Annotated in this window: 11 protein-coding genes; 1 reads left to right on the forward strand and 10 read right to left on the reverse strand. The window is 48.9% G+C overall.

All coding sequences use genetic code 11. The features are described from left to right. Nucleotides 1-26: 26 nt before the first annotated feature. Complete coding sequence (locus tag BRW63_RS02235) at nt 27-401, forward strand: DUF1257 domain-containing protein (protein ID WP_073069254.1); 375 nt, start codon at nt 27-29, stop codon at nt 399-401. 136 nt (nt 402-537) lie between these two features. Here BRW63_RS02235 and BRW63_RS02240 read toward each other — a convergent pair whose 3' ends face one another. The 10 genes from BRW63_RS02240 to BRW63_RS02285 all read right to left on the reverse strand — a co-directional run bounded on the left by BRW63_RS02240 (nt 538) and on the right by BRW63_RS02285 (nt 12,228). Beyond that, complete coding sequence (locus BRW63_RS02240; protein ID WP_073069255.1) at nt 538-1,965, reverse strand: hypothetical protein; 1,428 nt, start codon at nt 1,963-1,965, stop codon at nt 538-540. Beyond that, nucleotides 1,962-2,663, reverse strand: coding sequence for an FHA domain-containing protein (locus tag BRW63_RS02245; RefSeq protein WP_073069256.1), 702 nt, complete (start codon nt 2,661-2,663; stop codon nt 1,962-1,964). The genes BRW63_RS02240 and BRW63_RS02245 overlap by 4 nt, the downstream gene beginning before the upstream one ends. Nucleotides 2,664-2,669: 6 nt before the next feature. Next, entirely contained in the window at nt 2,670-3,947 is a 1,278-nt protein-coding gene (locus tag BRW63_RS02250; RefSeq protein ID WP_073069257.1) for a vWA domain-containing protein, read from the reverse strand. Between the two features lie 27 nt (nt 3,948-3,974). Next, nucleotides 3,975-4,937, reverse strand: coding sequence for a PP2C family serine/threonine-protein phosphatase (locus tag BRW63_RS02255; RefSeq protein ID WP_073069258.1), 963 nt, complete (start codon nt 4,935-4,937; stop codon nt 3,975-3,977). Nucleotides 4,938-4,942: 5 nt separating this feature from the next. Beyond that, nucleotides 4,943-7,144 (reverse strand): serine/threonine-protein kinase, encoded by a 2,202-nt coding sequence (locus BRW63_RS02260; protein WP_073069259.1) that lies wholly within the window; start codon nt 7,142-7,144, stop codon nt 4,943-4,945. A 24-nt stretch (nt 7,145-7,168) separates the two neighbouring features. Then, complete coding sequence (locus BRW63_RS02265) at nt 7,169-8,380, reverse strand: hypothetical protein (protein WP_073069260.1); 1,212 nt, start codon at nt 8,378-8,380, stop codon at nt 7,169-7,171. Between the two features lie 28 nt (nt 8,381-8,408). Continuing rightward, a complete protein-coding gene (locus tag BRW63_RS02270) occupies nt 8,409-8,708 on the reverse strand; it encodes a hypothetical protein (RefSeq protein WP_073069261.1) in 300 nt (99 codons plus the stop codon). A 17-nt stretch (nt 8,709-8,725) separates the two neighbouring features. After that, nucleotides 8,726-9,754, reverse strand: coding sequence for a hypothetical protein (locus BRW63_RS02275; protein WP_073069262.1), 1,029 nt, complete (start codon nt 9,752-9,754; stop codon nt 8,726-8,728). Between the two features lie 7 nt (nt 9,755-9,761). After that, entirely contained in the window at nt 9,762-10,178 is a 417-nt protein-coding gene (locus BRW63_RS02280; protein ID WP_073069263.1) for a secondary thiamine-phosphate synthase enzyme YjbQ, read from the reverse strand. Between the two features lie 241 nt (nt 10,179-10,419). Then, nucleotides 10,420-12,228, reverse strand: a complete 1,809-nt coding sequence (locus BRW63_RS02285; protein ID WP_073069264.1) for an acyltransferase family protein — start codon at nt 12,226-12,228, stop codon at nt 10,420-10,422. Between the last annotated feature and the right edge of the window lie 115 nt (nt 12,229-12,343).

Here is a 12,343-nt window from a genome sequence, read left to right on the forward strand (position 1 = left end):
AAGTCTGCTCAATTCAGAATCGGATTATGTCTCACTTCACGACGGTTAAAGTTCAGATCAAAAATGGCGACACGCTGCACCAGGCTTTGAGTGAGTTGGGCTATAAAGTAGAGTGCGATCGCAAAGTGCGCGGATATCAGGGCAACACGACGCAAGCTGACTATGTGATCCGGCAGTCAAATGGCTATGATTTGGGCTTTCGGCGCAGTGGAGAAACCTATGATCTGATTGCCGATTTTTGGGGTGCGAAGATTAACCAGCAGCAGTTTGTGAATGCGGTCACTCAAAAATATGCTCACAAAACTCTGATGAAAACCGCTCAAGAGCAAGGGTTTAACGTTGAGGAAGAAGAAGTTTTAGACGATGGAACGCTGCGGGTGGTCGTGGGTCGGTGGGTTTAACGATCGGGCAGTGCGGGATAGCGGGATGATTTGGGTAGGGGCAATTCCCTCGTGGTTGCCCTCCGCCAGGCGTAGGCACGGGGGCGCTACCCCTACAGCCATTGCATCTCATTCTGCAATACCAACGATCGCTCTATCAAGAATATTCTTTGAGGCGAGGCATCACTCCCCAAAGGACGAGTAACGCGATCGCTATCACCGCGATCGCGCTTTTGATTTCAAACCCTGCAAGATCTTGATTGCCCTGAGTGATGGCATCGTTAAAAGCTTTGTCATTCACATCATAAGTTTTTTGATTGGCTTTTCTAAATTCATTAAATGCCCAGTCAGACTCACCCGGATTACTGCCAGTGCATAGGGCGATCGCTTCTCGATATTTTCCGTTTTGCTGAAGTTGACGAATTTGTTGATCAATCTTCAGATAGTTAGACAGCGCAGACAGGGTTTCGATCACGGCTGGTCGCTCACCTGGAAACGTGATATTGCTTAATTCATCTCCTAGAAATCCGGTCAACCCTGTAAGTTTAGTTTCCTGTTGTGTGAGTGATTCCTGTCGTGCGAGTAGAATGATTTGCTCAAAAGTCTGACCATTTGGAGGGGTAGCAATCTGGTTCATTTTGTCGAAGAATGCTTGTTCGTGAGTGGCTGCATTTCTAACATCTAGCAAATAGCGACTCTCGTCAGCATTGGCACTATAAGCAAGCGCACGAGCCTGACGCAAAGAATGCATCGATTCAAATGCATCTCTTTTGGCGACTGTGAGATGCTGTGAAGCAGATAGCAGTGACCCGATCGTGTGCGCCAAAAACAGCAGCGCGATCGCCGTTGCTGACAGCAAAAAAGGATTCAAGGTGCGTCGAGTCCGACGGCTGAGAAATAGCTGAAACATCACCAAAAATCCTGCTAACCCCAGGATGACGATCGCGATCAAAAACAGCGATCGAGCCGAGCCAAATTTTTGATCTTCGTAGGTGCGATTGAGCGCTTTAACGTTTACCTGGTCTAAGCGATCGGCAGCAGGCAAAAGGGTTTTATCCATAACCTCAGCCGCCGCCAAATAAGCTGCTAACGTTCCGACTTGATCTCGGCGGGCATGAGCGTCTCGCGCTTGCTGAATCTTCGCGACATAATCACCGATTCCGAGTTGCATGGTTTGAATCGGTTCGCGTTCTTCGTCGTAGGTAATATTATTAGCAGCAGCAATTAGTCGTTCGGTAACTGATCTGTAGCGTTCATTGTAGCTTTGAATGTTCGTTCCATCTTTGTCTTTCTCGACTGGTTCTAGAAACGAACTTTGTATGTTTCTGGACGGTACTAAAAATTCACTGGCAGCAAAGGCATCCATTCCAGCAATTCCATCCTTTAAGCGTTGGGCTGTAATAATACTTGGTGTTGTATCTTTACCCACAGTTTTGATTGCGTTACGTTGTTCTTGCACTCCTGTAATTGTGGTTATAAGCGCGAGTAAACCTGCTCCCCATGTGATATATAAACCACTTCTAATCAGTTGAGGAGTAGTTAGTTTTTTGTTTGTTTTAGTGGATATATTTTGGATAGTTGTCATAATTTAAAAGACGATTTTACTGATTGAGTGAGCGCTTGAATGGTGATTTTCGTCCAATGACCGATCGTGACTGCATCGCCGTTTTTAAGCGGACTATCTACCATTGGTTTGAGTTCAACTCCGTTAAGCTGTGTCCCGTTAGATGATCCGATATCGCGTAGAGTAAATGTGTTATCTGGCTGACGATCGATCAGCGCGTGACGGTGAGAAACTGCATCGTCGAAGTCGATCGCGATGTCTGGGTAGACGGCTCTAACTTGGCTGGTGCGACCGATCAAATGAGTTGATTTGTCGAGGCGGATCGTGATCGGAGGCTGATCTGCTGGCGGTTCTGGGCTGTCGGGATGACGAAGTGATGGCTCGATCGTCACCACAACTTCCCATTCACGGGTTGCCGATTCTTCCTCTCCCTGCTTGGTTGTGACGGTCTCAAGAGGTGCCACGACTTTGATCGCAACGGGTTGAATCATGGGCAATTCTCCGTGCGCTTTTGTCACAAAGTTATAGCCGCAAATCTCGCAAAAGTTACCGCTATGCAATTCGTGAGGGGCGCTGCAATCTGGGCAGAGTTGGGCGGCGACTTTCTCAGGAATGGGAGGCACGATCGCAGCAGAACTGCTGCCAATTTTCGCACCGCATTCTGAGCAATAGTCAGACTCACTAGATTCGTGACCTTTGGGGCAGAGATAGGTAGACATAGAGGGTTATGACTTGGGAATGCGCGTAGTTTTGGTCGATCGGGTTTCCAGTGCCATTTCGTCTTCTTTAGCGATCGCTTTTTTCAACCGCACCGTTCCCGTGGGCGCGTCTTCAATCTCCACCACGGTTTTTAATAATTTGGCAGTGGCTTCATTACCCGATTCGTGAGCGATTTTAACGGCTCGTCCGAGTTTGGCAGTGGCGGCTTCGACATCGCCTCGGTTGCGCGCCTCTAACCCTTCTTGAATGGTTTGAGCAAGTTCGGCTTGCCCCGTGTAATGAGCGACGCGGCGATCGATCTTGGTGGATTTTGCATCGTCATCTGTCCAGACTGCCAAGATGCGAGCTTCGGCGATTTTGGTTTCGGTGCCGTCGATCGTGCAGATCAGACTTGCCCGACCTGCCAGCATTTCGTCGCCCACATTGCCCGGATTGACCTCAATGCAGAAGTGATAATCCCGCGATTCGCGTTTGCCCCATGCCCCAGTCGGATAATCAACCACCTGCGGCTTCACTGATTTAGCGCGATGAGTCAGATCGACAATATCAGGGCTGACTTGCTTGCAGAAGAGAATTTTGGCTCCTTGAGGTGTCCACAATCGCATTGAGACATCGCTAATATTTTTGCCCATTGCTTGCTGCAAAATTGTTTGAAAATCAGCTTCAATCAACAAAGCATTGGCGATGATGTCAGTGGTGCCGAGGAGCTTGCTAGAAATTCGTTTAAGTTGGGCAACGCGCCAATCCGTTCCGACTCCTCGACAGTCGCATTGAAACACACCTTCGCAGGCTTGAAGCGTGTGATCAAACGCTTTTTCATCAGACTCATCGTTCTGTCCGTCAGTCAACAATAATGCTTGCCGAATGGCAGTTGGCATACGCTGAAACTGCTTGAGGGCAGCACTCAGCCACGTTGAAATCAGCGTTCCGCCACTTGCTTCGATCAAGCGAATATGAAAGATTGCTTGCTGTTTGTTTTCAGGAGTTGCTTGCATTAAAGGAGCCACTAACCGCGCCTGACTTGCCCCAGTGACAATGAAGAAATGAGCTTCTTCTGGGAGCATATTGACGGCTTTAATCATGGCATCTTTTGCCGATCGGATCTTTTGTCCGCCCATTGATCCCGACGTGTCACAGATGATTCCAAATAGTTGCTCTCCCAATGCGCTGCTTGAGATTTCTGTGTCATTGCCAGCATTCACAGTCATGATCGCGTGGACTTCTCTCGATCCTTGCGGCAAGAATTGATTTTGAAAGACTTCGGCGGTGAATTGAGTAGACATAAGTTTGTAGGCGATCGATGGTTTTGATTAATCAGAATCTAATGAATGGTGAATGAATAGTGCAACCGTGATGTTATCGTGTCCCCCTCGCGAGCGAGCAAACTCTACTAATGATCGGGCGATCGTTACCGCATCCATACCCAAACTTTTTTGCACCAATTCCTGAATCTGTTGGACTTCGGGTGCGTAATTCCATAATCCGTCGCTACAGAGTAAGAGATAGCCAGCACCCGGAAGCGGAAATTGCACGATCTCAGGGGCAGCATCTTCTTTAGCATCGGCTCCTAGCCAGCGAGTGATCGCGTGCGCCTGCGGAGCGTGATTTGCCTCGGCTGCGGTCATTTTGCCAGAGGCGATCGCGTCATTCACCCAAGAGTGATCGTGCGTTAACTGACGAGAACCGCTGTCAGAAATCCAATAAGCGCGACTGTCGCCCAGCCATCCGATCGTAACTATCCCATTTTGCACCACTGCCGCGACTAGCGTTGTAGAAGGTGGTTCGGTGCCAGACTGACCTTCAGAAAGGCGGCAAACACCTAAGAGTGCAGTCTCTACAGCCGATCGGATTGCAGACTCTGGTGAGGCTTTGGCTTGCAGAGCAGACGCGATGGTTAAACCCGCACTCTCAGATGCTGTTTGAGCCGCGAGTTCGGGATGATCAGAACTTGATACGCCATCACAAACGATGAGAATTTCGGCATTTCCAATCGTTTGTAAGGCTAGAAAATCTTCGTTTTGATGATGTCTGAGTCCCCGATCGCTGACTCCTGCCAAACATGAGTTGAGAATCACCTCCACGCGATCGCCTTCTTTTGCCTCTCGACGAAACCCACACTGACCGCAGAACCCTTCCGCATCGATCGTATCGGGCGACGCGCCACATTTCTCACATCCCGATGCAATTGTCCTTAAAGCCGTGCCGCATTCTTCACAAAACTGGTCGTCTTGCAAAACGGCGGCATCACAAGTTGGACACTGAGTCGTTAGCATTGCTTTTAAAATATACTCCTCGGTCTGACTCGATTGGCTTCATCGACGAGCCGAATTTTTTCATCTCCGATCGCCAAATGTGCCAGATCACGCAAGGCTTTTTCGAGTCCTTTTCTGATTTTGGGTTCCTCTAACGGTTGACCGAGAATCGCGATCGTTGACGTAGGTGAAACGGCTTTTGTCGTCACCAAATGCAAAGCAGTTTCGAGCACTTGTTGCGTCAGTCGATGCCGCTCAACGCCGTCTAACGTTAACGCTTCGATCGCCACAGAAGCCGCTCTCAACTCGGATGTACCGGGGGCACCGCGATCGCGATTAATCAACGTGCGAGCCACTTCGACCCGTGATCGCGTAAACAAACTCGATGACGGTGGCACTCGCTCTAAAGCGGCGACGGCTGCTTGACGATCGCCCCTTGCATTCAAACATCGCGCCAACCCAAACGCAGCAGAGACATAGCTGGGATCGGTTCGAGACACCAAATCATACATCTTGATGGCTAACGGATAATTTTTGGCTTGCTCGGCAGATAAGGCTAACGCGAGTTTTGGCGCTAACTCTCCGGGCAAGTCAAAATAAACCTGGTCGAAGGCTGCCTGAGCTTCTTTGAACTTGCCTTGCGCCATCAGCGATCGACCTCGATACCACAGCACTCGCCAGTCCCACGGGTCTTTGGCTTCGACTTCGGCTAGATAGGTTTCAGCTTGAGCAGATTTGACCCCAATCAGGCTATCGGCTAATCGCAAAGGCGCTTCTGTTGAATTAGGAAACTGTTTAACGGCTTGTAATAAATTCTCGGTGCGCTGGGCGCTATCCGCGATCGCGCTGGCATTCATCACCGCGTTAAATCCTGGATCGGTAGAGTTTAATAACAGAGTCGGTAACTGGTCATGATTTGGATTAATCGGTGCAGAGTTGCTGCTATTCGTGAGCGCTAACCGATCGCCGCTAAATAAATTGCTAGAAGTGGGACGCGGAACGTTGGTTTCTAATGCCACCATTTCTCGCAGCACCCCTAATAGCTGATCTGCCATCTCATCGGCGGTCTGCAAACGATCGTCCGGGTTCTCAGCCGTCGCCTTAATTAAAAATCGATAGAGTGACTCGTGTTGGGCAAAAATCGGATCTTCATCCGCATTCGGAAGAGTGAAGAGATGCTCTTTGCTGAAGCCTTTAATGTTGGTGATTAACACCGCTAATGTTCGCGCAACGGTGAACAGATCAGAGGCGATCGTCGGCCCTTCTCCGGCTTCGGGGGCGCTATAGCCGACCGTGCCATAAATATCCCCATTCGGATCGTCAATCCGCCGTACTCCGCCCAAGTCAATCAGCTTAACATCATCACCTTCTAACATCACGTTGTCAGGCTTAAAGTCACAATAGACCAACCCCAACTGATGCAAATAAGCAAACGCACTCAGAATGCGATGAATGTAAGCGATCGCTTCGGTGACGGGCAGCACACCCCGCTGTTTGCGAAGGTCTTTGAGCGTTTGCCCCCCGACATACTCCATGATGATGAAGCCTTCGGTGCCGTGATTGACAAAGTTATAAATGCCTACAATATTCGGGTGTTTGACCACCGCGAGAAACTGGCGTTCGGCAACAGCAACGGCGGCGCTGGCGGCATCTTCGCTGTTGAGCAACCCTTTCAGAACGACGTAGCGCGACAGTGTTTTGTCGAAGCCCAGATAAATCCAGCCTAAACCGCCGTAAGCGATCGCGCCTTTGACTTCATATTGACCCGCCACTACATCGCCCGGTTGCAGGGTGGCGATAAACGAATATTTCTGTCCGCATTGACTACAAAAGCCTTTTTCTCGTTTGAGCGCGTTGTTGCAGTTGCCGCAGAAGCGTTTGTTTTCAGGCACTTTTGCTTCGATCAGAATCGCCTTTTCTGGATCTGTAGAGGGCAGTTCAGGAATCGAAATTAAGCCTGCACCTAATTGTCTGCGAGTGCTACGCGCTGAGGTGGAGTGAGTGCGCCGCGACCCTTTAGAAGCCCGATTTGTGAGGGGAGAAGATCCCGTTCCGGTGGTGACGGGTATACTCCTTGCCGTGACTCTTGCACTGGGTTGAGGACGCGTTCCTGATGCCGCAATCGCCGCGAGTCCGCAGACGTTGCAATAACCATCTTCGAGTGTGCCCGCGCAATGATTTCGAGTACAGCGTACAGGTTCCCTGCGCGGGGAGCGTTCGCCGTTCATTCAGAAACTCCTGTGAGTAGAAGGCTAATGACTATTAAGACGTTTTTCATATTGAGACACTAATGCGATCGCGGCATCTAAAGGCGTGGGAGGGGTGTAGAGAAGTTGTTTAGCTTGAGCAGCAAGTTCAACCAGTGTGGCATCTTCAGAGCGTCCTCGTGCAAGGGCTTTGGCTTTGAGGGCATCAAGCCGCCCGCGTAACTCACGCCGACTTTCGAGGGGCTTAACATTGGCTGAGTATGCCCGTTTTTCGGATGCAAGAGACTCTCGCGTTTGGGTCATCCAATTTTCTAAACCAATCAACACGGGGCTGACTAATCCCTCGGTTAATTTGGCTTCGAGGCGGGTGAGCCATTGTTTGAGGGCAGAGAGATGCTCTGACGCGATCGGATCTTGTAGCAAAGAGTGATCCACGACTTTTTCCTGACTTTCCGCAAAGGCGGCTAAATTTTGTTGGTGCAGCGCTTCTAATTGATTCAATAAAGTGTGTGCGATCGCGATTCTCTCTCGCACTTGCGCCTGTTGCTGAACTCCTTGCTGAACCGCATTTCTGGCTCGTATAATCGCAGGCTGAAGGGTTTGCTCAAACTCCGCTCTCACCCCTAACGGATCTTGTTGAATGCGATCGTGCAAGGCGGCGATCGTGTGATGCACCTGCACTAATTCCTTTAAACAACTTTGATCAATTAAATCGGCAGATTGCTGGAGCGATCGGATCTCTGTCTCAGCATCGATCAGCGTAGAGTCTAACGTCAGCCATGCGGCATCAACGGCTAACACGACATCTCTCGCGGCTTGAAACGTCTGCATCATTCTAGAAAGTAACTGGGCAGGCGCGATCGTCGTCGTGGTTTCGGCGGCAGTGAGTAAATCTCGATGGGCGAAAGGCGTTTGCACTACAGATAGCTGAATCGAAGCGCCCGTCAGCAGATTCTCAATATCTTGTAGCGCTTTTTCTGACCCCAAAAATCGAGAGACTTGTTTGCGAAGATCATTGGCTCGATCGATCGGTTTAATCAGCAAATCAAACTGCTGAAACAAATCATTGATCGCTTCTAATGCGGGTGTAACTTGCGTGGCAGTGACTCCAGTTAAATGGGTTTTTGAGACTCCAGGAACGCCCGCTAACTGTTGATAAGTGGGCAAATCTTGGAGGTCAATCAGGTTTTGACTGACCAGATTAACTTTATGCTTCCAGTCGATGAGAAGTTGGTCAATGTGTTCGATCGTAATCATTAGTCAATCGCCCGTTAGACCCTGATTTTTATAAAAACCGCAATCGAACAAAGCTCACAAAACTGACGACCGTCGCCAAGATTTGCTGCAAATCAGGGGCTTTTGCGAGTCGCTGTCGAAGTTGCTGCATTTGTTTCACATCGTCTGCGGTGCAGGTAATGTTGTTTTTGAGAATGGCTAGTTTTGCTTTAGAAAAATCACGCATTGCCTGATCTAGCTGATCTTTGAGCTGCACCTGATCATCAAATTCTGCCTCAATGTAGTGCACATTAAGGTCATTCATCAAATTAGCGGCTTGTTGCAAAAACAGGTGATTAGAGTCAGACATAGAACAGTAAGGTGATTTTATCGATTGCGACTAGTAGGCGGAAGCGACACGGGCAAATTGACCTGCACCTGAGTGCGACTAGCAGCAGCAGTGTTGGCACGATCGAGCAGCGTTTTCGTTACGCCACTCCAAAACGGGTCAGACTGAATTTGAGACACCAGATTCGTTGCCTTGACTTTGACAACACTATAGTCGCGACCCGTAAAAGCCGCAGCCGTGGTGAGAATTCTAGGAATCAGGGCGTTGAGTTGACCGACTTCTAAATCATTGTAGTGATTAGCGACTTCGACAAGTTCTTTGCCCATTGTTGCCGCTTTGGTACACTGCACGACCGTGGTTTCGAGTAGTTTTTGTTCCTCCTGTTTGATCTGCTGCCATTCGTTCATCAGTTCTCCCGCTTGATTTTCGAGATCTGATTTGCGTTGGTTCATCTGTTGTAGCGTTTCGCTGCCGTCTGATCCAGATTTGAGGCGAGTCAGCAGCGTTTGATAATCTTGCCGAAGTTTTTTGAGTTTGACGATCGTTCTCGATCGATATTGACCTAGCATCGGCGGATTTTTGTTAATCGCGTCCGCCAACAATGCCATCTGCACGGTGAGCCTTCTCGCATACTCTGCGGACTGTTTGGCTTCAGCTTGGCTGACTATTGCGCCGCTGTTGAGCTTGTCGAAAATCGAGGCAAACCCTTCATATTGACTCCGCAAATCGACGATAAAATCATCCCACTCGGCGACTTTGGGCGGCTGAAACGGATCGATCGCCAAATCGATCACAGCACTATTGAGATCGACTTTGGAGTTGAGCACCCGCGAGATAAATCCTTGACGAATATCGGCTTGCGATCGTGGCGGCGCTTCTAATTCTCGCTGGCGCATCTGGTCGATCGCGTCGATCGCGGCCAAAGATTCAGTTTTAAACTGCACGGCGGCTCCTTGCAGTGCCCGCGCTTTTTCGACACTGCAACCACCAAGGCTGAGACTGGCAACTAAGACAACCCAGATGATCTTAGAGTTGGGATTTTGGATTTTGGATGATGGCTGGATCACGATTGCCTCACTCTCCGGTGATGTGCACGACTAATTCGCGGTGATGGTTGCGCTGTCGATGTTCCCAAATGTAAATGCCTTGCCAGGTGCCTAACAGCAAACGACCTTGCGCGATCGGAATCTGCTCAGACGTATGGGTTAGCACGGTGCGAATGTGGGCAGGCATATCGTCGTCACCTTCAGCGCTGTGAATGTAGGTTTCCCATTCTGGGACGAGTTTAGAGAAAAAGTTCTCTAAGTCTTTCAACACGTCGGGGTCGGCGTTTTCCTGAATAATTAAACTAGCGGAGGTGTGGCGCAGAAATAAATGACAGATGCCCGTTTTAATGCCGGACTCGGCGACGATCGCTTGAATCTTTTGAGTAATTCTCAGCAGAGCTTTGCCAGAGGTGGGGATGGTTAGAATTTTTTGGTGTTGAGCCATAGGAGCGATTTGGGCATCAATTCACGTTCAATTCTATGCTAACCATCGAACTGCAATGTCTGACAACTTTTCGGTTTCTCTCAAGGTAGCGGCAATGATTTCTCACGGTTGAAAACAACCTTGCGCCGAATCCTTAGGCTCGTGGATTAAATAGCTTAGAGAAGCGATCGATCTACGGCTCAGTCTCTTGCCCTCATCCCCTAACCCCTTCTCCCCAGGGAGAAAGGGAACTAGACAGAACTTACGAAGAAGTTAGAACCTTACGGATAATTGGGGAAGACAGACGAACACTCTCAACTGAAAGATGTGAGAATTCATCCCTGTAAAGAATCTGACCGTTCTTAGCCATATAGGTACATTGCTCTTCGGGACAGAAAACATCAAATATGTCTACTACGCGTAGTTTTCTTTCTGCCTCCAGAGAGACCAAGACTTTATTTAGATTGTCACGGCGTAGAAGCGACTCACTTCTGTTGGGCAATTTGCAAGGACTGCCAAAGGGAGCGAACCACTGCTTTTCTGCGCTTACAGGTTGACAATGCGCCTCACGCGCGAAAGGGTTACCGTGTAAAACTGCTAATCGGATACCTCGTGCCGAGAGTTTGCTTGAGAGGGACTCCAGTCCACTCTCCAATTGCGCTAACATCTCATCTGTTTTGGATGTCCTACGCTGTGGCGACAACCCTGCCATATCGTTGATAAGAAATACCCAGTCACCAGGTCTTAGGCGGCTGATGAGCGAAGGTACAACGCTGTCCCAGTAGTAATTATTTGCTTTGTAGTAATTATTTGCTTTGTCCCAGGTGCCTTTGTTGGGTATTTCCTTAACAGGAGATGCCCCCCAGGAAGACGTGATCGTGACCGAGTATCCATCTGACAATACAAGGTCATCAAACGCTTGAGCGAATGCCGCAGAAAAGGAGTTCCCAAAAACTAAGACCCTTTTCTTTGCGTTAGAGAAGTTACCCAATGTGCAGTCCTCGACGAAAATCTTCTTGCCAACTTCCGAATTGTCAGATAGGATGCATTTTTCACCTTCCCATATTGAATTGACTTGTTTTAGCGAGTATGTATTAGTTAGCGAGGGAACTCCCACCGCAACCAACGATGGACCGCGACCTGTATATAGAAAGTTGGGTATGTTGACAAGCGCAAAGAGCAGCACAGCAACGCTGGCGGAGGCACCTACTCCGTATCCAATTGATTTCCAGCGAACAGCAGACCAATGTGAATGGCGAAAAATCTCTACATACCGATAAGAAGTAATAGATAGCAGCAGCATCAGGGCAATCTGGAATGGTATCGACCACCAGTGAATGCCAATTGTCCAACGACTGAGGCACAAAACACCCCAGTGCCAGAGATAGAGAGAGTAGGAAATTAGACCGACATAAACCACTTTTGGATGAGTGAATAAATCATATACAGCAGTTCCAGAGCGAAAACTGGCAATCAAACAAACCGTGAACACAACAACGGCAATGGTTGCTTGCACAGCCATCTGAATGGGCATAAACAAAACTGCAACAATAGCAGCAGTGATCATCAAAGGTGGGATGCTTTCAAGAAGACGAAGCAACCTGTTGGAATGCTTTAACCCCAGAAACAGCAAGCAACCAGCCCCTAATTCCCATAGACGGGTGGGCATCAAAAAGTAAGCAGCAGGTTGGTTTGTCTGGTATATGTAGACAAAAGCAATCAAAGAAGTAATCGATAATGCCCCGATAACCCAGAACAGATTTCTTGCCCCTTTGCTAGTCTGACGACCAAACCCAGTAAGCCAAACCAGAAATGGGTACAGGAAGTAGAACTGTTCTTCCACTCCCAGAGACCAAGTATGGGTAAAAACATTTAGTTCTGTGGATGCGGCAAAGTAATCTGTGGACTGCTCCAGCAGATAGAGATTGGAAAGACCAAATAGAGATGTGATGCCAGTGTTTAGCGAAAGAACTGGACTGGGATTAAAGAGACCTATCAGAACACTGATTATGAGCACGAACAGCACTAACGCTGGGATTAAGCGTTTGATTCGCCTGGTATAGAACCCCACCTTGAGTGTTGTGATGTCGAGGGAGAAAAATCGAAGTCCTTCTATGGCGGGATGAACAGGAGTGAGGAATGCGGGAAAGTGCAGATGAATTCAGGCTCGTCAGGGAGGTTCAAGG

This window comes from Phormidesmis priestleyi ULC007 (genome assembly GCF_001895925.1).
Lineage (GTDB): Bacteria > Cyanobacteriota > Cyanobacteriia > Leptolyngbyales > Leptolyngbyaceae > Phormidesmis_A > Phormidesmis_A priestleyi_A.